Source organism: Amycolatopsis oliviviridis (assembly GCF_014654365.1).
GTDB classification, from domain to species: domain Bacteria; phylum Actinomycetota; class Actinomycetes; order Mycobacteriales; family Pseudonocardiaceae; genus Amycolatopsis; species Amycolatopsis oliviviridis.
In genome coordinates this window covers 315,852-336,533 of the sequence record NZ_BNAY01000003.1, presented here as the reverse complement: position 1 = coordinate 336,533, position 20,682 = coordinate 315,852, and the positions used below count along the sequence as shown (strand labels likewise).

At 70.0% G+C, this 20,682-nt stretch carries 26 protein-coding genes; 14 read left to right on the top strand and 12 right to left on the bottom strand.

Annotated elements, in window-relative coordinates; translation table 11 throughout:
- Positions 1-86: 86 nt before the first annotated feature.
- Positions 87-677, bottom strand: a complete 591-nt coding sequence (locus IE302_RS14670; RefSeq protein WP_191255075.1) for a biotin transporter BioY — start codon at positions 675-677, stop codon at positions 87-89.
- Between the two features lie 153 nt (positions 678-830).
- Between IE302_RS14670 and IE302_RS14665 the strand changes: the two genes are divergently transcribed.
- Entirely contained in the window at positions 831-1,496 is a 666-nt protein-coding gene (locus tag IE302_RS14665) for a choice-of-anchor P family protein (protein ID WP_191255074.1), read from the top strand.
- Positions 1,497-1,565: 69 nt separating this feature from the next.
- Here IE302_RS14665 and IE302_RS14660 read toward each other — a convergent pair whose 3' ends face one another.
- From IE302_RS14660 to IE302_RS14650, 3 genes are read right to left on the bottom strand one after another with little or no spacing between them, the layout of a single operon-like run.
- Entirely contained in the window at positions 1,566-2,219 is a 654-nt protein-coding gene (locus IE302_RS14660; RefSeq protein WP_191255073.1) for a bifunctional 4-hydroxy-2-oxoglutarate aldolase/2-dehydro-3-deoxy-phosphogluconate aldolase, read from the bottom strand.
- Entirely contained in the window at positions 2,216-2,791 is a 576-nt protein-coding gene (locus IE302_RS14655; RefSeq protein WP_191255072.1) for a nicotinamidase, read from the bottom strand. The genes IE302_RS14660 and IE302_RS14655 overlap by 4 nt, the downstream gene beginning before the upstream one ends.
- A 20-nt stretch (positions 2,792-2,811) precedes the next feature.
- Positions 2,812-4,116, bottom strand: coding sequence for a nicotinate phosphoribosyltransferase (locus IE302_RS14650; RefSeq protein ID WP_191255071.1), 1,305 nt, complete (start codon positions 4,114-4,116; stop codon positions 2,812-2,814).
- Positions 4,117-4,190: 74 nt separating this feature from the next.
- Here IE302_RS14650 and clpS point away from each other — a divergent pair, with 74 nt between their 5' ends.
- From clpS to IE302_RS14615, 7 genes are all read left to right on the top strand, one after another.
- The gene (gene clpS / locus IE302_RS14645; protein ID WP_005165655.1) at positions 4,191-4,490 is read left to right on the top strand and encodes an ATP-dependent Clp protease adapter ClpS; all 300 of its coding nucleotides are present in this window, start codon (positions 4,191-4,193) and stop codon (positions 4,488-4,490) included.
- Positions 4,487-5,044 carry a DUF2017 domain-containing protein gene (locus IE302_RS14640; protein ID WP_191255070.1) on the top strand — a complete coding sequence of 186 codons (558 nt, stop codon included), beginning with the start codon at positions 4,487-4,489 and terminating at the stop codon, positions 5,042-5,044. Before clpS ends, IE302_RS14640 begins: the two co-directional genes overlap by 4 nt.
- On the top strand, positions 5,041-6,033 hold the full coding sequence (locus tag IE302_RS14635) for a P1 family peptidase (RefSeq protein ID WP_191255069.1): 993 nt from the start codon (positions 5,041-5,043) through the stop codon (positions 6,031-6,033). Before IE302_RS14640 ends, IE302_RS14635 begins: the two co-directional genes overlap by 4 nt.
- A 136-nt stretch (positions 6,034-6,169) precedes the next feature.
- Entirely contained in the window at positions 6,170-6,577 is a 408-nt protein-coding gene (locus IE302_RS14630; protein ID WP_007028263.1) for a M67 family metallopeptidase, read from the top strand.
- Positions 6,578-6,647: 70 nt separating this feature from the next.
- Positions 6,648-6,920 (top strand): MoaD/ThiS family protein, encoded by a 273-nt coding sequence (locus IE302_RS14625; RefSeq protein WP_005165659.1) that lies wholly within the window; start codon positions 6,648-6,650, stop codon positions 6,918-6,920.
- 3 nt (positions 6,921-6,923) lie between these two features.
- Entirely contained in the window at positions 6,924-7,874 is a 951-nt protein-coding gene (locus IE302_RS14620) for a PLP-dependent cysteine synthase family protein (RefSeq protein ID WP_034308799.1), read from the top strand.
- A gap of 89 nt (positions 7,875-7,963) precedes the next feature.
- Positions 7,964-8,677, top strand: coding sequence for an aspartate/glutamate racemase family protein (locus IE302_RS14615; RefSeq protein WP_191255068.1), 714 nt, complete (start codon positions 7,964-7,966; stop codon positions 8,675-8,677).
- On the opposite strand, the gene IE302_RS14610 is transcribed toward IE302_RS14615, so the two are convergent.
- The gene (locus tag IE302_RS14610; protein WP_191255067.1) at positions 8,638-9,510 is read right to left on the bottom strand and encodes an arylamine N-acetyltransferase family protein; all 873 of its coding nucleotides are present in this window, start codon (positions 9,508-9,510) and stop codon (positions 8,638-8,640) included. The genes IE302_RS14615 and IE302_RS14610 overlap by 40 nt on opposite strands.
- 82 nt (positions 9,511-9,592) lie before the next feature.
- On the opposite strand from IE302_RS14610, the gene IE302_RS14605 reads away from it, so the two are divergent.
- The 5 genes from IE302_RS14605 to rdgB are packed head-to-tail and all read left to right on the top strand — an operon-like array spanning position 9,593 to position 13,261.
- Complete coding sequence (locus IE302_RS14605) at positions 9,593-10,258, top strand: rhomboid family intramembrane serine protease (RefSeq protein WP_373307975.1); 666 nt, start codon at positions 9,593-9,595, stop codon at positions 10,256-10,258.
- Positions 10,255-11,061 carry a glutamate racemase gene (gene murI / locus IE302_RS14600; RefSeq protein ID WP_191255066.1) on the top strand — a complete coding sequence of 269 codons (807 nt, stop codon included), beginning with the start codon at positions 10,255-10,257 and terminating at the stop codon, positions 11,059-11,061. The genes IE302_RS14605 and murI overlap by 4 nt, the downstream gene beginning before the upstream one ends.
- A 30-nt stretch (positions 11,062-11,091) precedes the next feature.
- Positions 11,092-11,859 (top strand): MBL fold metallo-hydrolase, encoded by a 768-nt coding sequence (locus tag IE302_RS14595; RefSeq protein ID WP_191255065.1) that lies wholly within the window; start codon positions 11,092-11,094, stop codon positions 11,857-11,859.
- Between the two features lie 23 nt (positions 11,860-11,882).
- Entirely contained in the window at positions 11,883-12,659 is a 777-nt protein-coding gene (gene rph, locus IE302_RS14590; RefSeq protein ID WP_039919459.1) for a ribonuclease PH, read from the top strand.
- On the top strand, positions 12,656-13,261 hold the full coding sequence (rdgB, locus tag IE302_RS14585) for an RdgB/HAM1 family non-canonical purine NTP pyrophosphatase (protein WP_191255064.1): 606 nt from the start codon (positions 12,656-12,658) through the stop codon (positions 13,259-13,261). The genes rph and rdgB overlap by 4 nt, the downstream gene beginning before the upstream one ends.
- A gap of 238 nt (positions 13,262-13,499) precedes the next feature.
- Here rdgB and bcp read toward each other — a convergent pair whose 3' ends face one another.
- The 3 genes from bcp to IE302_RS14570 all read right to left on the bottom strand — a co-directional run bounded on the left by bcp (position 13,500) and on the right by IE302_RS14570 (position 14,929).
- The gene (gene bcp / locus IE302_RS14580) at positions 13,500-13,973 is read right to left on the bottom strand and encodes a thioredoxin-dependent thiol peroxidase (protein WP_191255063.1); all 474 of its coding nucleotides are present in this window, start codon (positions 13,971-13,973) and stop codon (positions 13,500-13,502) included.
- A gap of 27 nt (positions 13,974-14,000) precedes the next feature.
- Positions 14,001-14,546 carry a hypothetical protein gene (locus IE302_RS14575; protein ID WP_191255062.1) on the bottom strand — a complete coding sequence of 182 codons (546 nt, stop codon included), beginning with the start codon at positions 14,544-14,546 and terminating at the stop codon, positions 14,001-14,003.
- Positions 14,547-14,746: 200 nt separating this feature from the next.
- Positions 14,747-14,929, bottom strand: a complete 183-nt coding sequence (locus IE302_RS14570) for a hypothetical protein (protein WP_026466904.1) — start codon at positions 14,927-14,929, stop codon at positions 14,747-14,749.
- Between the two features lie 130 nt (positions 14,930-15,059).
- Here IE302_RS14570 and IE302_RS14565 point away from each other — a divergent pair, with 130 nt between their 5' ends.
- Positions 15,060-16,016, top strand: a complete 957-nt coding sequence (locus IE302_RS14565; protein ID WP_268246754.1) for a glycoside hydrolase family 25 protein — start codon at positions 15,060-15,062, stop codon at positions 16,014-16,016.
- Positions 16,017-16,071: 55 nt separating this feature from the next.
- Here IE302_RS14565 and IE302_RS14560 read toward each other — a convergent pair whose 3' ends face one another.
- Genes IE302_RS14560 through IE302_RS14545 form a run of 4 tightly spaced genes read right to left on the bottom strand, consistent with a single transcriptional unit; the run spans position 16,072 to position 20,681 of the window.
- On the bottom strand, positions 16,072-16,533 hold the full coding sequence (locus IE302_RS14560) for a (2Fe-2S)-binding protein (protein ID WP_191255061.1): 462 nt from the start codon (positions 16,531-16,533) through the stop codon (positions 16,072-16,074).
- Entirely contained in the window at positions 16,530-17,381 is an 852-nt protein-coding gene (locus IE302_RS14555; protein ID WP_191255060.1) for an FAD binding domain-containing protein, read from the bottom strand. Before IE302_RS14555 ends, IE302_RS14560 begins: the two co-directional genes overlap by 4 nt.
- Positions 17,378-19,708 carry a xanthine dehydrogenase family protein molybdopterin-binding subunit gene (locus tag IE302_RS14550; RefSeq protein ID WP_191255059.1) on the bottom strand — a complete coding sequence of 777 codons (2,331 nt, stop codon included), beginning with the start codon at positions 19,706-19,708 and terminating at the stop codon, positions 17,378-17,380. The genes IE302_RS14555 and IE302_RS14550 overlap by 4 nt, the downstream gene beginning before the upstream one ends.
- A gap of 43 nt (positions 19,709-19,751) precedes the next feature.
- A complete protein-coding gene (locus IE302_RS14545) occupies positions 19,752-20,681 on the bottom strand; it encodes a LysR family transcriptional regulator (protein WP_191255058.1) in 930 nt (309 codons plus the stop codon).
- Position 20,682 lies beyond the last annotated feature (1 nt).

The following is a 20,682-nucleotide window of genomic DNA, read 5'->3' as shown; positions in this document are numbered from 1 at the left end:
GCCCCGTGCAATGAAGGGGCCTTTCATAGCAAATTTTGCTATGAAAGGCCCCTTCATTGCAGCGCGTGGAGCGGTGAAAGGGCCGGTCACGACTCCTTACGGAAGCGCGAGACGAGCGCCCAGGTCGCCGGAAGCAGCGCGGCCGCGACGGCGATCTTCAGCGCGTCCCCGATCAGGAACGGCACGACACCCTTTTCGAGCGCGGTCGACAGGCCGAAGCCGGTCGACGCCATCAGCCACGGCACGCCGATCGAGTAGATGGCGAGGTTGCCCAGCACCATGGTCCCCGCCGTGCGCAGCGGCGTGCGGTCTCCGCCGCGGCCGGCGAGCGCGCCCACCAGGGCGCCGGCGAAGACGAAACCGACGATGTAGCCGGCGCTGGCGCCGAACAGGCCCGACGAACCGTTCTGGAACCAGCCGAAGCCCGCCGCGCCGACGGCGAGGTACAGCGCCATCGACAGCGCGCCGCGCTTCCAGCCCAGCGCCGCGCCGACGAACAGGGCGGCGAACGTCTGGCCGGTCATCGGCACCGGCGAGCCGGGCACCGGGATCAGGATCTGGGCCGCCGCGCCGGTCAGGGCGGCGCCACCAGCGACCAGGACGGCGTCACGGACCAGTGCGCCGGGAACGAGGTCGGCGAGAACCGGACGGGTGCCGGCCACGGACAGCGAAGACACTCAGACCTCCTATGAGTACACGAATGTGAACCGAGGTTAACGGCAGAAGACGGGCCTTGGACCGAATGTCGGGCACCTCACGGTCATCGCCCGTCCACTCGTCCGGGTGGCGTGGACCTGCGCGGGTCTGGCACTTGGTGGAGGCTGCCGGACATGAAGAAACCCGTTTCGAGGCTGTTGTCGGTGACGATGCTGACCGGGGCGCTGGTGACGGGCGGTCCGGCGGTCGCGTCGGCCGATCCGGCGCCCGCGACGGCGTCCGCGTCGGTGGGTTCGCTCGACGTGGAGATCGGCGACGAGCACGTGGTCACCGGCGAGCTCGCGCCGTGTGACGTCGACGGGCCCTTGACCGCGACGACCCGGGGCGGGTCCACCGGCGACTTCGCCCGGTTCGGCGGCGGAGAGTCGCGCTGCGGCCGGAACGGTGCGGCGGCCATCGGCGAGGCGGCCGGGCGGCGCTTCGAGACCACGCTGCTCAAGCGGTTCGGCGGCCCGGTGATCAAGGTCCGCACGTTCATGGCGAAATGCAGTACCACCAAGGACGGCAGCCTCGGCTACATCGAGTTCGGCGACGTCACCGGCTTCACGCTGCCGGAGAACATCCCGCAGAACTACCGGCTGACCATCGCCGGTGGCAAGGGCGGGACGGCGCTGGCGTCGCTCACGGTCAACGAGACCGTCACGCCGGCGCCGCCCGACGGGAGCCTCGTGACGCACATGCTGCACATCAAGCTGTTCCCGCAGGGCGACGGACCGGCGAAGGGCGACATCTACCTCGGGACCGCGCGCTGCGATCCCTACGGCAAGAAGAAGCCCTGATCCCTCGCATTTCGTCCTCTGGATGCGGTCCTTGCACACGCAAGTACCGCATCCAGAGGACTAAACGCGTCAGGTGCGCGAGACGTACTTCGCGGCAGCGGCGACGAACTCGCCCGCCCGGGTCGCGAGGTCCGTCAGCGACCCGGCGGAGGTGAGCGCGTCACCGAGCAGCGGCGTGGCGGCCGCGACGGCGATCGAACCCGCTTCCAGGTACTTCGCGACGTCGGCCAGGTGGACGCCGCCGGTCGGCACGAGCGGGATGTCCGGCAACGGCGCCCGGATCGCCCGCAGGTAGGCGATCCCGCCGACGGCGGCGATCGGGAACACCTTCACCGCCGCCGCGCCGAGGCGCCAGGCCTGGTCGATCTCGGTGGGGGTCAGCGCTCCGCAGATCACCGGCAGCCCGCGTTCGTGCGCGCGTTCCAGCACCAGCGGGTTCACCGTCGGCGTGACCAGGAACGTCGCGCCCGCGTCCGCCGCGATGTCCACATCGGACACCTCGCGCACGCTCCCGGCGCCGACGTGCGCGTCGTCGCCGAGCTTCTTGCGGATGACCGAGATGGCGTCCGTGGCGCCCGGCGTGGTCAACGCCGCTTCGAGCACCCGCACCCCCGCCGCGTGCAGCACCGTGGCGGCGTCGGCGAACCGGCTCGCGTCCGCGGCCCGCAGGATCGCGACGAGCCGGTTTTCGATCAAAGTGTCCTGAAGGTCGTGCTGGATCATGCGGCCGGGACCGGCGCCTTTCCGGTGTAGGTGACGCCTGCCTCGTCGAAGTCCTTCAGCGCGGCGTCGACCGTCGGCTGCGAACCGCCGACGGTGAGGTCCAGCAGCACCCGGACCTTGAAGCCCGCCTTCGCGGCGTCGAGCGCCGTCGCGCGGACGCAGAAGTCGGCCGCGATGCCGACGACGTCGACCTCGGTGACTTCGCGCTCCTTCAGCCAGGCGTCGAGCGTCTTGCCGTCGCGCGCGTTGCCCTCGAAACCGGAGTACGCGGCGGAGTACTCGCCCTTGGAGAAGACCTCGCTGATCGGGACCACGTCGAGCGCGGGGTGGAACGACGCGCCGGAGGTGCCCGCGACGCAGTGCCGCGGCCAGCTGTCCTTGAAGTCCGGCGTCTCACTGAAGTGGTCGCCCGGGTCGATGTGGTAGTCGCGGGTGGCGACGACGTGCGCGTAGCCGCCTTCCGCGGCCTGCTTGGAGATCGCTTCGGCGGCGGCTGCGCCACCGGGCAGGCCGAGCGACCCGCCTTCGCAGAAGTCGTTCTGCACATCGACCACGATCAAGGCGGTCCCCATGTGTTGCTCCTGAGTTCTCTTTAGACGAATACGGTCGGGATGGCGGGCTCCCCGTGCGAGAGCTTGAGGCCTTCCCACGGCAGGCTCACCAGCGCCCGCCGGAGCCGCTGGCGCGCGTCGTCCAGCGTGGGCAAATCATCCACCGTCCGGCCGTCCCGGACCAGCGGAATCTGCAATTCGTGGTCGTTCGGTCCCTGTTCCGGTACCGCCGAGCCGTCGGTCCAGATCACCTCTTCGACGGCGGTGCCGGTGTCGCGGTGCCGCCGCAGCGCCGATTTCCGTCCGCCGCGGGATTCCTTGTGCGCGCTGCGCTTGGCGACCGGCTTGCCGTCGACCTCGACGAGCTTGTAGACCATCCCGGCGGTCGGCGCGCCGGAGCCGGTGACGACCGAGGTCCCGACGCCGTACGCGTCGACCGGTTCCGCCCGCAGCGCCGCGATGGCGTGTTCGTCGAGGTCGCCGGACACCACGATCCGGGTGTCCTTGGCGCCGAGGGAGTCCAGCTGCTCGCGGGCCTTGCGCGCCAGCGGGCCCACGTCGCCGGAGTCGATGCGGATCGCGCCGAGTTCGGTCCCGGCCACCCGCACGGCCGTTTCGATGCCCTTGGTGATGTCGTAGGTGTCCACCAGGAGGGTGGTGTCGGCGCCCATCTTGTCGACCTGCGCGCGGAACGCCTCCTCTTCGCTGTCGTGCAGCAACATGAAGGCGTGCGCGACGGTGCCCCGCGTCGGGATGCCGTAGCGGCGGCCCGCTTCGAGGTTGGAGGTCGTCGCGAATCCGGCGAGGTACGCGGCGCGCGCGGCGGCGACGGCGGCGTACTCGTGCGTGCGGCGGCCGCCCATCTCGATGATCGGCCTGCCGTGCGCGGCGCCCGACATCCGCGCCGCCGCGGAGGCGATCGCGCTGTCGTGGTTGAGGATCGAGAGGATCAGCGTCTCCAGCACGACGGCCTCGCCGAAGGAACCCGTGACGGTCATGATCGGGGAGCCGGGGAAGTAGAGCTCGCCCTCGGCATAACCGTCGATGTTCCCTGAGAAGGAGTAGTCCGCGAGCCACGAAAGGGTGGCGTCGTCGACGACGGCCGTCGCCTCCAGCTGGCTCAGCTCGGCGTCGGTGAACCGGAAGTCGGCGATCGCGTCGAGGACCCGCCCGGTGCCCGCGACGACACCGTAGCGGCGGCCGTCGGGCAGGCGACGTGCGAAGACCTCGAAGACGCACGGCCGGTCCGCGGTCCCGTCGGACAGGGCGCTGGCCAGCATGGTCAGCTCGTAGTGGTCGGTGAGCAGCGCGGTGCTGGCGCCAGAGGCCGCCTCGGGGAAACCCATGCCGCCAGCCTATTCACCCACATGGCCGGACCTGCCAACCCGTACCGGGTTGGGCCCGTGACACCATGGAGTGCATGTCCACGCCTGTCGCATCCGAGCAGACGCAGGTTGATCCACAGGGAGTAGAGGTCGTCTCTGAGGACAAGCCCTGGCGGACGGTCGTCTGGAACGATCCGGTGAACCTCATGTCGTACGTGACGTACGTGTTCCAGAAGCTGTTCGGTTACAGCCGGGACCACGCGACGAAGCTGATGCTCGACGTGCACCAGAAGGGCAAGGCGATCGTGTCCTCCGGTTCGAAGGAGAAGGTGGAGACCGACGTCGCGAAACTGCACGCGGCCGGGCTCTGGGCCACGATGGAGCAGCCTTCATGAACGGATGGCGCCGCAAGGGCGAGACCATCGTCGCCGGGTTCGAACAGCAGGAGGCCGCGGTCCTGCGCGGTCTGGTCAGCCAGCTGGAGGACATGCTCACCGCGCGCGCCGAGGAGGCGCCGCAGGACGAGCTGGCGGAGCTGACCGGGATCCGCACCGGGCCGACGGAGTCGCCGGACGACCCGGTGCTCTCACGGCTGCTGCCGGACTTCCACAAGCTGGACCCGGACAACCCGACCCGCGAGGACATCGACTCGGCCGCCGCGATGCGGTCGCTCCACGAGCCCGAGCTGCTGGACAAGAAGGTCGGCGTCGCCAAGATCGTGCTGGACACCCTGCCGCGGGACGGCGGGAACGTGCGCCTGACCTTCGAGCAGGCTGACGCGTGGCTGGGCGCGCTCAACGACGTCCGGCTGGCGCTGGGCACCGCGCTCGACGTCACCGAGGACATGCCCGACGAACTGCCCGAGGACGATCCCCGCGCGCCGCATCTCGGCGTCTACCACTGGCTGACGTGGGTGCAGGAGACCCTCATCCAGTCGCTGACTTCGTGATCACCGACGTTCCCGGCGTACTGGTCGGGCATCACGAGCGGGTCGGCGACGGCTGGGCGACCGGGACGACGGTCGTGCTGGTCCCCGGCGGCGCGGTCGGCGCCGTCGACCAGCGCGGCGGCGCGCCCGGCACGCGGGAGACCAACCTGCTGGAGCCGGAGAACCTGGTCCAGCACGTGAACGCGATCTGCCTGTCCGGTGGGAGCGCGTACGGCCTGGCCGCGGCGGACGGCGTCATGCGCTGGCTCGCCGAGCGGAACCTGGGGATCCCGGTCGGCACACAACCGCACGAGGTGGTGCCGATCGTGCCCGCGGCGGTGCTGTTCGACCTGCCGCGCGGTGACTGGGGCAACCGTCCGGACGCTTCTTTCGGTTACGCGGCTTGCGAAGCGGCTGTCGGAGGTCCAGTGCCGCTGGGAACCGTCGGTGCGGGCGCAGGCGCGAAGGCGGGATCGCTCAAAGGTGGGATCGGGACCGCTTCGGAACGAGTCGGGGAGTTCACCGTCGGCGTCGTCGCCGCCGTGAACGCCGCCGGCGAGGCCGTTGACCTGTCGACGGGCCGCGCTTTCGCGGCGGATCACGAGGTCGACGGCGAGTTCGGCGTCCGCTGGCCCGATCGGCCCGGCGAGGTCGAGGCGAAGGCGGCGGGGCTCAACACGACCATCGGCGTGGTCGCGGTCGACGCGGCGCTGTCCAAGGCGGAGGCGCGACGGCTCGCGGTGGCCGCGCAGGACGGTCTCGCCAGGGCGGTCCGCCCGGCGCACACGATGTTCGACGGCGACACGGTGTTCGCGCTGGCGACCGGCGACCGGGAATTGCCCGGCGGCGCGGGTCCCGTCGCGGCGGCGCGGCGCGCGATGGTGCTGGACACGCTGTGCTCCGCGGCCGCGCGGGTGTTCGGCCGGGCGATGGTGCACGGCGTGCTTTCGGCCACTTCGGCCGGGGACATGCGCGCGTATCGCGACGTCTGGCCCGAAGCCCTCACCTGACCACTGACTTCGCGTTTCGTCCTCTGGATGCGGTAGTTGCACGCGCAAGGACCGCATCCGGAGGACGAAACGCGGGATCGAGTGGCGGCAATCTCAGAGTGTGGACCGGCCGCGTCCAGCACCTAAGATGTGCGATGTGCTCCGGATCCGCCGTGAACTCGTCGACGAGATCGTCGCCCATGCCCGTCGTGACCATCCCGATGAGGCGTGCGGGGTGATCGCCGGTCCCGAGGGGTCGGACAGCCCCGAGCGGTACATCCCGATGCTGAACGCGGCGCGCTCGCCCACGTTCTACGAATTCGACTCGGGCGATCTGCTCAAGCTCTATCGCGAGATGGACGCCAACGACGAGGTCCCGGTGGTCATCTACCACTCGCACACCGCGACCGACGCCTATCCGTCCCGCACCGATGTCTCGTACGCCTCGGAACCCGACGCGCACTACGTGCTCGTCTCCACCAAGGACCCCGATTCGCACCAGTTCCGGTCTTACCGGATCGTGGACGGGGAGATCACCGAGGAGCCCGTCGAGATCATCGGCTGAACCCCTGTCCGGAATAACCCGGACCGGCCCGAACGTCTGCGTAGAGAGAACCCACCGGAGGTAGAAAACCATGGCCGTGACCGTGTCCATCCCGACCATCCTGCGTACGCACACCGGCGGCGAGAAGTCCGTCGAGGCGACCGGCAAGACCGTGCTCGAGGTGATCGACGACATCGAGTCCCGCCACGGCGGCCTCAAGGCCCGCCTGGTCAAGGAAGAGAAGCTGCACCGCTTCGTCAACGTCTACGTCAACGACGAGGACGTCCGCTTCTCCGGTGGTCTCGAAGCCGAGGTCAAGGACGGCGACACCCTGACCATCCTGCCCGCTGTGGCCGGTGGCTGATCGATGGCTCGCTTCGAGTCCCTGCTCGACGCGCTCGGCGGTACCCCGCTGGTCGGCCTTCCTCGGCTTTCGCCCACCCACGACGTGCGGTTGTGGGCGAAGCTGGAGGACCGCAACCCGACCGGTTCGATCAAGGATCGCCCCGCACTGGCGATGATCGAGGCCGCCGAGCGTGAAGGCACCCTCCGGCGCGGCTCCACGATCCTGGAGCCGACGTCGGGGAACACCGGGATCGCGCTCGCCATGGCCGCGAAGCTCAAGGGCTACGGCCTGGTGTGCGTGATGCCGGAGAACACCTCCACCGAACGCAAGCAGCTCCTGCAGGCGTACGGCGCACGGATCGTCTTCTCCCCGGCCGCGGGCGGGTCCAACGAGGCCGTGCGCCGGGCGAAGGAACTGGCCGAGGCCAACCCGGACTGGGTCATGCTCTACCAGTACGGCAACCCGGCCAACGCCGACGCGCATTACCGCGGCACCGGCCCCGAACTGCTCAAGGACCTGCCGACACTCACGCATTTCGTCGGCGGCCTCGGCACCACCGGCACCCTGGTCGGCGTCGGGCGGTACCTGCACGAGGCGAAGCCGGACGTGCAGATCATCGCGGCCGAACCGCGCTACGGCGAACTGGTCTACGGCCTGCGGAACCTCGACGAGGGCTTCGTCCCGGAGCTCTACGACGCGAGCGTGCTCAACGGCCGGTACTCCGTCGGCGCGTACGACGCGCTTCGCCGGACTCGCGAACTGCTGGAGCACGAAGGCATCTTCGCGGGCATCTCGACCGGTGCGGTGCTGCACGCCGCGCTGGCCGTCGCCGAGAAGGCCGCCGCCGCGGGGAAGCCCGCCGATGTGGCTTTCGTGGTCGCTGACGCGGGGTGGAAGTACCTGTCGACGGGCGCTTACTCCGGTTCGCTCGACGAAGCGGCCGAGCGGCTCGACGGGCAGCTCTGGGCCTGACTCCCGAAGCGCAATGAAGGGGCCTTTCATAGCAAAATTTGCTATGAAAGGCCCCTTCATTGCGCTTGCCGCGCTGGCACGATGGCGGCATGAAGGTCATCGGGTTGCTGGGCGGGATGAGCTGGGAATCGTCGGCCGAGTACTACCGGCTGGTCAACGAGCGCGTCCGTGAGCTGCGCGGCGGGTTCCACTCCGCGCGCACCGTGCTCTACTCCGTGGACTTCGCCGAAATAGAGGCGATGCAGGCCGAAGGCCGCTGGGACGACGCCGGGCGTGAGCTGAACCGCGCCGCGCGCGACCTCGAAGCGGCCGGAGCGGACTTCGTCGTCCTGTGCACCAACACGATGCACAAGATCGCCGACCAGCTCACCGAAGGCCTCGGCATTCCGCTCCTGCACCTCGCCGACACCACGGCCGTCGCGATCAAGGCCGCCGGCCTCAGTCGCGCCGGGCTCCTGGGCACCGGCTTCACCATGGCCCAGCCGTTCTACCGCGACCGCCTCGCCGCGCACGGGCTCGACGTGCTCGTCCCGGACGAACGAGACCGCGAAACGGTGCACCGGATCATCTACGACGAACTCGTCCACGGCGTCGTCACCGAGGAGTCCCGCGAGCGGTACCGCGAGGTCATCGCGAGGCTCGTCGAGGCGGGCGCCGAGGGCGTGATCTACGGCTGCACCGAGATCGAACTGCTCGTCGGTCCCGGGGACAGTCAAGTGCCGACCTTCCCCACCACCAGGCTGCACGCCGAAGCGGCCGTGGACTACGCGCTGGGCAAGTCCTCGCTCCCTCCCGCCGTATGACGTTCGTGCTGGCCGACGGCCTGCCGCCACAGCCTGTCCTGTTCGTCACCGGTGAAGCCACCGCGAGGCACGCCGAAGACGTCCTCGATCGCCGTCCACCAGTCCCCGGGTGACTCCAGCACGGTCTTGCCGCCCGGCAGGCCGCTCAAGGTCAGCGCGCGCAGCGAGTCCACGCCCTCGGCGTCCCGCCGCTGCAGCACCAGCGTGCGGACGAACCCGGAGTCCTCGGAGGTGGACAGCTCGACGTGCTTCTCGGCGAAGTCCGGCATCACGGCCGTCTCCGGCGCGAAGTCCATCCCGACGAAACTGCCCTGCGGATCGTGGTCGAACCGCCAGCCACCGGGTGTGACCTCGGAGGCGCGCATGCGGAACACCAGCGGCCCCTGTTTGTATTCGCCTTCACGCAGGGGGAGCGGCTCGTGGATGCCGTCCCCGAGCCCCACGTCCACCAGCCAGCCGACCTCGGGGGTCTCGGGCAGCCCGGTCACCGTCAGGGCGAGGTGGTTGAGGTGGATCCCAGCCTGCTCGCCGGCGAGCTGCGCCCCGCTCGGATGCCGGGTGACCTGGTAGCCGAGAGCGCGCAGCAGCGCCGAGAACGCGCCGTTGAGGTGATAGCAGTAGCCGCCGCGACCGGCGGCGATCCGGCCGAAGGACACCGCCGGATCCAGCGACGTCACCCGGCCCAGCTGGACTTCGAAATCTTCGTACGGCACCCGTTCCACGTGCGCCGCGTGCAGCCGGAAGAGCGCGTCGAGGCTCGGCGGCTCGTGCTCGACGCCGAGCCGCGCGAGGTAGGCGGGCACGTCGACCCGCTCGGAAGTAGGGATCCCCATGCGAGCGACCGTAGCGGGACCCACCGACAAATCAGGGTTCTCACCGAGGCGATCCCGCCGTCCCGCGTCGTAGCCTGGGGAGGTGACCACTTTGCCTCCCCAGCCGGTCCCGGCGAGCGAGTCGCCCGGTGCGGATCCGGCCAAACGCGTCCTGCCGCCGAACCCGAAGGCCGCCGCGATCGTGGCGCTGGCCTTCACCGTGCTGCTCTACCTGGTCGAGCTGGTCGACGTCGTCCTGCCCGCCGACCTCGACCAGGGCGGCATCCTCGCCCGCGACTTCTCCGGGCTCGACGGCGTGCTCTGGGCGCCGTTGCTGCACGCGGGCTGGGGGCATCTGTTCTCCAACACCGTCCCGGTCCTGGTGTTCGCCTTCCTCGCGATGGCCGCCGGCATCGGCCGGTGGGTGCTGGTCACCGCGATCATCTGGGTGCTCTCCGGCGTCGGTGTCTGGCTGATCGCGCCGAGCGGCACGGTGACCGTCGGCGCGTCCGGCGTCGCCTTCGGCTGGCTCGCCTTCCTGCTGGTCAGGGGCATCTTCAACCGTGCGGTCGGGCAGATCCTGGTCGCCGTGGTGCTGCTCGGGATCTGGAGCGGGATGCTCTGGGGACTGCTTCCGGGTGACCCCGGCGTCTCCTGGCAAGGTCACCTGTTCGGGGCGCTGTCCGGGGTCTTCGCGGCCTGGGTGGTGGCACGGATGGACAGGTCCCAGGCCAGGAAAGCGACCGGTCCCGGTAGCCTCGCCGGGTGACCAAGCCGAGCGCCGACGCCCCGATCGGCGTCTTCGATTCCGGAGTGGGCGGGCTCACCGTCGCCAGGGCGATCCTGGAGCAGTTGCCCGGTGAGCAGCTGCGCTACGTCGGCGACACCGCCCGCAACCCGTACGGTCCGCTTCCCATCGCGACGGCGCGCCAGTACGCGCTCGCGGCCTTGGACGACATCGTCGAAGGCGGGGTGAAGGCGCTGGTCATCGCCTGCAACACCGCCTCCGCCGCCTGTCTTCGCGACGCGCGGGAGCGTTATGACGTCCCCGTGGTCGAGGTCGTCCTCCCGGCCGCGCGCCGGGCCGTCTCGGCCACGCGCTCCGGCCGGATCGGCGTGATCGGCACCGAGGGCACCGTCCGGTCCCGCGCCTACGACGACGCCTTCAACGCCGCGCCGGACGTCCGGATCACCAGCGTCGCGTGCCCGCGGTTCGTGGACTTCGTCGAACGCGGGATCACCACCGGGCGCCAGGTGCTCGGGCTCGCGCAGGGCTATCTCGAACCCTTGCTGGACGCGCAGGTCGACACGCTGGTCATGGGCTGCACGCACTACCCGTTGCTGTCCGGGGTGCTGCAGATCGTCATGGGCCAGGACGTCACGCTGGTGTCCAGCGCCGAAGAGACCGCGCGTGACCTCGTGCGAGTCCTCACCGAGGACGACCTCCTCGCCGAGCGTGACACCCCGCCTCGGCACGAGTTCGTCGCCACCGGATCCGCCGAGCCGTTCACCAGGCTGGCTCAGCGGTTCATGGGCTTCGCACCGGGTGTGCTCGCTCCCACCAGTGCGTGAAATCGCCGATTCCGTGCTTAAGGTGTCACAGTGCGTCTCACGATCCTCGGCTGCTCAGGCAGCATCCCCGGGCCCAACGCCGCCGCGTCCGGCTATCTGCTCGAGGCGGACGGGTTCGTCCTGGCGCTCGAACTCGGCAACGGGACGCTCGCGAGGCTGCAAGCGCTGCGAGATCCGTTCGACCTGGACGCGCTGATCCTTTCGCACCTCCACCCCGATCATTGCGCCGACGTCAGCGCGCTCACCGTGCTGCGGCGCTACCACCCCGCGCTGCCGTACCCGGCGAGGCCTGCCCGGCTACCGGTGTACGGGCCCTCGGACGTGCACGAGCGGCTCGCGTACGCCTACGCGGCGAACGAGGAGGAGCGGGCGGCCACAGATCTCTCAGACGTCTTCGCCTTCGACGCCCTGCGGAGCGAGCCCATGGAGATCGGGCCGTTCGAGGTCACCGCGGTCCCGGTCGACCACCCGACCCCGGCGTTCGGCCTGCGGTTCGAGCACGGCGGCAAAACCCTCGCCTACACCGGGGACACGGGCGTCTGCGACACCCTCACCGATCTCGCCGGCGGCGTCGACGTTCTGCTGTCCGAAGCGTCCTGGACCGACTCGCCCGACCGGCCCGCCGGAGTCCACCTGTCCGGCAAGGAAGCGGGGGAACTGGGGCGCAAGGCCGGGGTGGGGCGGTTGCTGCTCACCCACGTCGCGCCCTGGACCGACCGCGCCGCAGTCCTCGCCGAGGCCGCCGTCGCGTACCCCGCGGCCGAGCTGGTCGAACAGGGCGCCGTCTACGACCTCTGACGCGGGGTTCTAGAGTGACGGCCGTGGCGAGAAAAGACGGCAGGAACGACGACCAGCTTCGCGACATCAAGATCACCCGGGGTTTCCAGCGGTGGCCCGCGGGCTCGGTGCTGATCGAATTCGGCGACACCAGGGTGCTGTGCGCGGCGAGCGTCACCGAAGGTGTCCCCCGCTGGCGGGCCGGTTCCGGCCTCGGCTGGGTCACCGCCGAGTACGCGATGCTGCCGTCGGCGACCAACACCCGCGGCGACCGCGAATCCATCAAGGGCCGCGTCGGCGGCCGCACGCACGAGATCTCCCGGCTGATCGGCCGGTCCCTGCGCGCCTGCATCGACCTGGCGGCGCTGGGGGAGAACACGATCGTCATCGACTGCGACGTCATCCAGGCCGACGGCGGTACCCGTACGGCCGCGGTGACCGGTGGCTACGTCGCGCTCGCCGACGCCGTCACCTGGCTCGGCGCCGCGGGCCGCCTCGCCGACCCGCAGCCGCTTTCGTCTTCGGTGGCCGCGGTGAGCGTGGGCGTCGTCGACGGCCGGGTGCGCCTCGATCTGCCGTACGAAGAGGACTCGCGCGCGGAGGTAGACATGAACGTCGTCGCCACCGACGCGGGCACGCTGATCGAGGTGCAGGGCACCGGTGAAGGCGCCACGTTCGCGCGGTCCACTTTGGACACCATGCTGGACATGGCGCAGGCGGGCTGCGAGGAGCTGACCCGGCTCCAGACCGAGGCGCTCGCGCTGCCGTATCCCGGCGAACTCCCCGAGCCGCGCCCGGACAAGAAGAAGGGTGCGAAGTGACCAAGCTGCTCCTGGCCACCCGTAACGCGAAGAAGCTCGGCGAGCTTCGGCGCATCCTGGTGGCCGAAGGGATCGAGGGCGTCGAGGTCATCGGCCTCGCCGACGTCCCCGAGTTCCCCGAAGCACCCGAAGTCGCCCCGGACTTCGAGGGCAACGCGCTCGCGAAGGCGCAGGACGCGGCCGCCGCGACCGGCCTCCCGGCCATCGCCGACGACTCCGGCATCGCCGTGGACGCGCTCAACGGCATGCCGGGCGTGCTCTCCGCCCGCTGGTCGGGCAAGCACGGCGACGACGAAGCGAACCTGGACCTCGTGCTGGCGCAACTGTCCGACACGCCCGACGAGCGCATGGGCGCGGCCTTCGTGTGCGCGGCCGCGCTGGTCGTCCCCGGCGGCGACGAAACCGTGGTGCGCGGGGAATGGCGAGGCTCGCTGATCCGGGAACGCCGTGGTGCCAACGGCTTCGGGTACGACCCGATCTTCGTGCCGGAAGGCGGGACGCGGACTTCGGCCGAGCTGGACCCGTCCGAAAAGGACGGTGCTTCGCATCGGGGGAAGGCGTTGCGGGCCTTGGTGGGAGAGCTGCGGAAGCTGGCCGGTTGACCCATCCAGCCGACTCGGTCCCGGCGCCCTCGCTCGCCTGAGGTACATGAAGGTCCCCTTCCTTGCGCCTATCGCAAGGAAGGGGACCTTCATGTACTTCGGCTGGTGTGAAGGGCGAGTTTCCTCGGCTGAGCCGAGGGAAGGGGTCCTTCACGGAACGGACCTGTGATCGAGCGGCCAAATCCAGTAAGTACCTGAGACCCACTGGGTTCTGACCCGAATCGCCACTCACGAGGCCTTACGCCAGGGAGAGGTCCCGCAAAAGCTTCGCGACGTGCCCCGTGGCGCGCACGTTGTACTGCGCCACCGCGATCTTGCCCTCGGCGTCGACGACGAACGTCGAGCGGATGACGCCTTCGTAGACCTTGCCGTAGTTCTTCTTCTCGCCGAAGGCGCTGTATGCCTTGAGGACGGTCTTCTCCGTGTCCGAGAGCAGCGGGAAGGTCAGCCCTTCCGCCTCCACGAACTTCGCGAGCTTCGCGGGCTTGTCCGGCGAGATGCCGAGGACCTGGTAGCCGGCGTCGTTGAGCTGCGCGAGGCTGTCCCGGAAGTCGCAGGCCTGCTTCGTGCAGCCCGGCGTGCCGGCGTTCGGGTAGAAGTACACGACGACCGACTTGCCGCGGAAGTCGCTGAGCTTGACGTCGTTGCCCTCACTGTCGGGGAGGGTGAAGTCGGGCGCTTTGTCGCCGGGGGAGAGTCGCTGCTCGGTCATGACGCACACGGTAGCGAATCGGCGGCGTCAGACCTTTCCGCAGTACTTCGCGGCGACGGGCTCCGCGGGGCTCGGCCGCACCTGCAGGCGCAGCTTCACCGGCTTGTCCGGGACGGCGAACGCCAGGGTCAGGTGGACCGACCGGCCGGGCACCACGTCCTTGTCGGCGTCCGCGATGCCGTTGTAGCCCTGCGTCGGGTCGACGACCTGTTTGACCGACGCGGTTTCGCCGTCGACCTCGCCGGTCACGGAAAGGCCGGAGAGCCGGTACGTGCCGTCGCCCGCGTTCGTCACCTCGATGCCGAAGGCCACCGCGCGCGGGCTCTGCGGGTACGCCGAGGCGCTGGGGCGGAACGACTTCGGCGCGGACACGGCGATCGTCACCCCGGTCGGGAACCGGTGCGGGGCGCCGAACGCGAGGTCGCCTTCCGCGTGTGTCGCGGCCAGCCCCTGCGCCGGGGCGTCCGCGCCGAGCGCGGCGGCCCCCTTTTCCGGTGCCTGCACCCCACACGCGGCCGCCAGCATGAGTGAGCAGGCGGCGATCAAGACCTTCGGGGTGCGCGGGGGCGCCATGTGCGGTTACTCCAGTCGGCGGTGCGGGTGGGCCGTTCGAGGTAGTCATTAGTGCCGAAGAGTCCAGAGTGACGGTCTTCCGCAGCCGAGAGGAGCGGCACGGCCGGGTTGAGGCGCACCTGGTGTACAGCCGTGGCCGATCCGTGATCGGAAGGGCACGGCTAGTGACAGTGGTCACCCCGGTGACACACCGGTGAAGGTCAGACGGCGAAGGCGAAGAACAGGATGAAGATCGCCAGACCGGACACCCAGGCGACGATCAACCAGCCGAAATCGCGCATCGGGTCGACCGCTCGGCTCTCCTCGCCAGGGACGTAGACGCCGCGCTCTTCGAACCAGTCCGCCCACCGGGTCATCCAGCGAAAGGGGCTTCGAGACGCCATGACACTCACAGTACGGGCACGGGTGAGTGCGGTCAGCCAGGGAGGGGCCGCCCGAAAGGGCGAATCGGACGTACCTGTAATCGCCCACTAGGCCCTTTTGTCCAACAGGTTCACCCGTCAGGCTGTAGAGATGGCGCTGGGAATAGATATCTACAGTCGCTTTCAAACCGTTACCAATTGGCAAGCCGTCAAGGATCATGGGGTGACGTTCGTCTTCGTCAAGCTCACCGACGGTGGAGGCCTGCCGAACGGCGGCCGCAACACCGGCGACGCGCTGGTGGCCGGCGCGAGATCGGTGGGCATTCCGGTGGGGGGCTATCACTTCGCGCAGCCGACTCCTTCGCCGGAGGCGCAGGCCGACGTGCTGATCGGGGAGGTCCGGCGGCTCGGGGCGACCGGATGTGTCCCGATGCTCGACCTCGAGGACAACCCGCCCGGTTCGGGACCGAGCATCCCCGACGGGCGTAAGCGCGACTTCTCGATCAGGTTCTGCAACCGCGTGGCGGCACAAGGGTTCCGCCCCGGGATCTACATGAACAACGCGCACGCCAAGATGCTGCGCCCGGACCAGTTCGGCGTGCAGGACCTGGTCATCTGGATCGCGCGCTACGGAGCCAAACCCGATCCGGCCGCCGGCCGTTACGACATCCACCAATTCTCGGACTCCGGGCACGTCTCCGGGATCCGTGCGAGCAGTGTCGACCTCAACGAGTCCTACACGAACGCCCACTTGACCGGCGGCGGTGCCGCCCCGAAACGGAAGGCGACGACAGAACTCATGGAACGCAGGACCATTGCGGCGAGTGCTTCGACCACGTCGGTGCGGCTGCTGCTCTCCGGCAGCGAGTCGGCCGCGATCATCGTCCGGCCCCGGATCGACGGGGACGGGATCACCGACGCGCCCGTGTGGCAGGGCAACATCTACGCCTGGGGCAGCGACAAGGTCGGCGTCGGCGGGAATCCCTTGCAGACACCCGGATTCAACCCGAAGACCGTGTCGCACCGGCGGTACGCGCTGCCGGGTGCGGTGTGGGCCGACTACGAGTACAGCTCGAACGTGGAGTTCGAGATCGACATCGTCGGCTGAGCCCGGAGATCCGTGAAGGCCTCCTTCCCTACCTTCAGAGTAGGGAAGGAGGCCTTCACGGATCTCCGGCCGCGTCCCGGATGGCGTCCACGATGAACTGGTAACCCGTGCACCGGCACAGGTTCCCCGAGATCCCCTGCCGGATCTCGGCGTCCGTCGGATCCGGGTTCTCCCTCAGCAGTTCCCTCGCCGTCGCCAGCATCCCGGGTGTGCAGAAACCGCACTGCAGCCCGTGGTGCTTCCGGAACGACTCCTGCAGCGGATGCAGTTCCCCGTTCCCGGCCAGCCCCTCGACGGTGACGATCTCCGACCCGTCCACCTGGACGGCCAGCAGGCAGCACGAACGCGCGCTCGCGCCGTCGAGGGTGATCGTGCACGAGCCGCAGACGCCGTGTTCGCAGCCGACGTGCACCCCGGTGAATCCCAGGTCGTGGCGCAGGAAGTCGGCCAGCGTCCGCCGCGGTTCGCAGGCGGCGCGGTAGGTCCGGCCGTTCACCGTCAGCGTGACCGTGATCATGCGCCCTCCTTGGCTCGCGCGATCGCCCGCCGGGTCAGGACGGCCGCCATCTCACGCCGGTAATCGGCGGGGGCGTGGAGGTCGCCGGGAGGATCGGTCGCCGCCGCGACGAGGTCCGCGGCGAGAGCGATCGCGTCGTCCGTCAGCGGGCCGCCGGCGAGGGACTCTTCGGCGGCGGTGGCCCGGATCGGCGTGGGCCCCGCGCCCGCGACGGCGATCCGCGCGGTTTCGCAGGCGCCGCCGGACATCGTCACGGTGGTGAAGACGGCGACCAGCGCGAGATCGCGGCTGCGGCGGCTCAGTTCCTCGACCGCCCAGCCGCCCTGGTGCCGCGGCACCGAGATCCGGGTCAGGAGTTCGCCAGGGCCCAGTGCGGTGCGATACGGGCCGAGAAAGAAGTCGCGCGCGGCGACGACCCGTTCGCCCTCCGGTCCGTGCAGCGCGAACTCGGCGTCGAGCGCCACCATCACCGCGGGCAGCTCCGCGGCCGGGTCCGCGTGCGCGAGGCTGCCGCCGATCGTGCCGCGGTTCCGGATGGCCACGTGCCCCACGAAACCGAGAGCCTCGGCGAGCAGCGGGACCGCGGACCGGACGACGCCGGACGTCTCGACGGCGCGGTGCCGGGTGAGCGCGCCGATCTCCAGCCGTCCGTTCTCCTCACGCAGGAAGGAAAGCCCGCCGACCCGGTTGATGTCCACCACCAGCGAGGGGCGGGCCTGACGCAGGTTCAGCAACGGCACCAGGCTCTGGCCGCCCGCCAGCACCCGCGCGTCCGGCGTGCCCGCCAGCGCTTCGATGGCGTCGTCGAGCGACGTGGCCCGGAAGTACTCGAACGGCGCGGCCTTCACCGGCGCGCTCCCCGCTTCATCGCGGCCAGCAGCCGTGGCGGCGTGATCGGCAGCGAAGTGATGTCGACGCCGTATTCGCGCAGCGCGTCCTCGACCGCGTGCGCGATCGCCGCGCCACCGCCGATCACGCCCGCTTCGCCCATCCCCTTGAACCCGCCGGGAACGTGCTCGGCGGGGGTGGCCATATGCGACACGGAGAACGGCGGGACCTCGGTCGCGGTCGGCAGCAGGTACCCGGTGAACGAAGTGGTCTCCATCCGCCCGTCGGCGCCGTAGACCAGCTCCTCGTACAGCGCGCCGCCGATCGCCTGCGCCGCGCCGCCGTGCAGCTGGCCGTCCACGATCGTCGGGTTGATGACGGTGCCGCAGTCGTGTGCGATCAGGTAGTCCAGCAGCGTGACGACGCCGGTCTCCCGGTCGACTTCGGCGAGGACGGCGGTGCAGCCGAACGACGTCGCGACGTTGACCGGGTCGTAGACCTCGCGCTCCTCCAGCGTCGGCGTCTCGTCTTCCGGCCAGACGCCGTTCAGCCGCCGGTACGCCGCGTCGCCGATCGCGGCCAGCGTGACCTCCTTGCCCGGTACGCCCTTCACCGACACGACACCGTCCTCAAGGGACAGATCATCGGGCGAGACCTCCAGGATGTGGCCTGCCACCCGCAGGATCTTCGCCCGCAGCCTGGTCGAGGCGTTCAGCACGGCCGCGCCGCCGACGGCCGCCCCGCGGCTCGCCGCCGTGCCGTAGCCGGTGTACGGGCAGCTGTCGGTGTCCCCGGAAACGACGGTGACGTGGTCGAGCGGGACGCCGAGGGTGTGCGCGGCCACCTGCGCCAGTGTCGTGTGGATCCCCTGGCCGATCGCGGACAGTCCGGTGTGGACGGTCACGTGCCCGGTCGAGTCGACCCGCACGACCTCTTCGTCGAAGCCGGAATGCCCCAAACCGGCGAGGTTGACGATCCGGCTCGGCCCGAACCCGGTCAGTTCGTTGTGGAACGCGTACCCGATGCCGGCACCGTTTCCGCGGCGCTCCGCCCAGCCCGCGTCCTCCACGGCCTTCAGGCAGAGCTCCAGGCAGTCCTCGTAGCGGCCGCTGTCGTAGACGAACACCGGGCTCTGGTAGGGAAAGGCCTCCGGTGGGATGAAGTTCTTGCGCCGCACCTCGTGCGCGTCCATGCCGAGCCGTTTCGCCAGCTGTTCCACCAGGTGTTCGTGCACGAAGTTCGCCTTCGGCAGCCCGTAACCGCGGAAAGACCCGTAGGGCGACCGGTTCGTCATCACGGCCACGAGGGTCAGTTCCACGTTCGGGATCGCGTACGGCCCGGTCAGCAACGCTGTCGTCGTCCAGCACGGACTGGCGCCGGCGGACCCGAGCACACCACCGAGGACGCCGTACACCGTGGCGCGCAGGCCGGTGATCGTGCCGTCGTCCTTGGCCGCGAGCTCGACGTCGATCTTCTGCTCGCGCGAGTGCGCGGTGGCGACGAAGCTCTCCGCCCGGTCTTCGATGAGCTTGACCGGTTTCCCCGTGCGTCGCGAGAGGATCGCCGCGACGACCTCCTCGCCATAGAAGTCGAACTTGTTCCCGAAGCCGCCGCCGACGTCGGGAGTGCGTACGCGGACGCGGTCCATCGAGAGCCCGAAGACCTCGCCGAACAGTTCCCGCGCGAGAGTGGGCGCCTGCGTCGCCAGCCAGACGTCGAGCCGGTCGGTGAACGGGTCCCAGGTCGCCACCACACCGCGTGTTTCGATCGGCGTGCCCATCTGGCGCGCGAAGCGGAACGACTCGGTGAGCACGACGTCGGCCTCGGCGAACGCGGCGGCCACGTCACCCATCGGGATGGTCCCGGTGCCGGCGACGTTGCTCGGCCAGTCCTCGTAGAGCTTGGGCGCGTCGTCCGCCAGCGCGTGTTCGAGAGTGCTCGCGGCCGGGAGTTCCTCGTACTCGACCTCGATCAGTTCCAGCGCGTCTTCGGCGGTCGCCCGGTCGATCGCCGCGACGGCCGCGACGCCCTGGCCGGGATACCGCACCTTGCCGACGGCCAGCGCGTGGGTCTCGGAGACCCGCATGTCCGGCAGGTTCGACCAGATCACCGGTTGCGGCGCCTTCGTGGCGGCCCGCACGTCTTCCCCGGTGACCACGGAGAACACCCCGGGATGAGCCTCCGCGGCACTGGTGTCGACGCGCACGATCCGCGCGTGGGGATGAGGACTGCGCAGGACGGCGGCTTCGAGCATCCCCGGCAGCCGGACGTCGTCGATGTACCGCGCCCGGCCGGTGAGCAGCCGGACGTCCTCCTGCCGGGTCACCCTGGCGCCGATCAACCCCATGGCCTCACTTTTCCGCACCGGCGGCCTTCCGCGCATCCTGCAGTCAGGTGCTCATGGCCTCCCGGTCCGCCACCGGGAGCCACTGCCGTTCCGGATCGAAGGGCCGGTAGGAGGACCGCACGTGCTCGATGAGCAGCGGCAGCGTCGGGTGCCGGTTGTCGTGCCTCCACAGCAGCGAGAACGGGTACACCGGCGTCGGGTCGGTGAGCGGGATCTGGACGACGTCCGGATGCCAGGGCACGTGCATCTTCGCGCCGACGAAACCGATGCGGTCCTTCGACCGGCCGAGGACCTCGATGTGGTGTTCGAGCCCGAAGTTCGGGCCGTCGGTGTCGACGAGGATGCCGAACGCCGGGCACAGTTCCGCCCAGAACTCCGCCCATTCGCTGGCCCGCGCGTTGTAGGGCATCCAGGCCGTCAGACCGGCGAGCTCCGCCATCGCGATCCGCCGCCGCCGCGCGAGCGGATGCCGCCGTCCGACCAGCAGGTTCGCCGGCTCCAGATAGGCGGGGACACGGCCGATCCCCGGGTCCGTCACGGTGTTGACGCGCGCGAAGGCGGCGTCGACCGAGTCCGGCGGCATCGACCGGCGCGGCGCGCCCAAGCCGGGCGTGACGAGTTCCAGTTCGTCGTCGTGGTCGGCGTGGAACGCCCGGATCACCTCCATGGTCGCCAGCCGGGTGCCGAGGACGTCGACGCGCAGCGGGCGCCGCCTGCCCTGAAGTCGTTCGACGGCCTGGTCCGCGAGGCTGATCAGCGCGCGAGCGTGGACGAGGAACTCCTCGCCGTCCTCGGTCGGCTCGGCCCCGCCACGCGTCCGCGACAGCAGCCGCACGCCGAGATCGGCTTCGAGCTTGGCGACCCGTTTGGAGATCGCCTGCTGGCTCACCTCCAGCCGGATCGCCGCCTCGCTGAAATACCGGTCCTCGGCCACCGCGACGAACGCGCGTACTGCGCCCAGGTCGAGCTCCACC

Bases quoted from the DNA above. Each gene is read 5' to 3' on its own strand.
- IE302_RS14655 (WP_191255072.1), bottom strand. From the start codon at position 2,791: ATGGGGACCGCCTTGATCGTGGTCGATGTGCAGAACGACTTCTGCGAA.
- IE302_RS14625 (WP_005165659.1), top strand. From the start codon at position 6,648: ATGGCCGTGACCGTGTCCATCCCGACCATCCTGCGTACGCACACCGGC.
- IE302_RS14650 (WP_191255071.1), bottom strand. From the start codon at position 4,116: ATGGGTTTCCCCGAGGCGGCCTCTGGCGCCAGCACCGCGCTGCTCACC.
- IE302_RS14620 (WP_034308799.1), top strand. From the start codon at position 6,924: ATGGCTCGCTTCGAGTCCCTGCTCGACGCGCTCGGCGGTACCCCGCTG.
- IE302_RS14560 (WP_191255061.1), bottom strand. From the start codon at position 16,533: ATGATCACGGTCACGCTGACGGTGAACGGCCGGACCTACCGCGCCGCC.
- IE302_RS14570 (WP_026466904.1), bottom strand. From the start codon at position 14,929: ATGGCGTCTCGAAGCCCCTTTCGCTGGATGACCCGGTGGGCGGACTGG.
- IE302_RS14615 (WP_191255068.1), top strand. From the start codon at position 7,964: ATGAAGGTCATCGGGTTGCTGGGCGGGATGAGCTGGGAATCGTCGGCC.
- IE302_RS14565 (WP_268246754.1), top strand. From the start codon at position 15,060: ATGGCGCTGGGAATAGATATCTACAGTCGCTTTCAAACCGTTACCAAT.
- clpS (WP_005165655.1), top strand. From the start codon at position 4,191: ATGTCCACGCCTGTCGCATCCGAGCAGACGCAGGTTGATCCACAGGGA.
- IE302_RS14550 (WP_191255059.1), bottom strand. From the start codon at position 19,708: ATGGGGTTGATCGGCGCCAGGGTGACCCGGCAGGAGGACGTCCGGCTG.
- IE302_RS14575 (WP_191255062.1), bottom strand. From the start codon at position 14,546: ATGGCGCCCCCGCGCACCCCGAAGGTCTTGATCGCCGCCTGCTCACTC.
- IE302_RS14640 (WP_191255070.1), top strand. From the start codon at position 4,487: ATGAACGGATGGCGCCGCAAGGGCGAGACCATCGTCGCCGGGTTCGAA.
- IE302_RS14665 (WP_191255074.1), top strand. From the start codon at position 831: ATGAAGAAACCCGTTTCGAGGCTGTTGTCGGTGACGATGCTGACCGGG.
- IE302_RS14660 (WP_191255073.1), bottom strand. From the start codon at position 2,219: ATGATCCAGCACGACCTTCAGGACACTTTGATCGAAAACCGGCTCGTC.
- IE302_RS14610 (WP_191255067.1), bottom strand. From the start codon at position 9,510: ATGGGGATCCCTACTTCCGAGCGGGTCGACGTGCCCGCCTACCTCGCG.
- bcp (WP_191255063.1), bottom strand. From the start codon at position 13,973: ATGACCGAGCAGCGACTCTCCCCCGGCGACAAAGCGCCCGACTTCACC.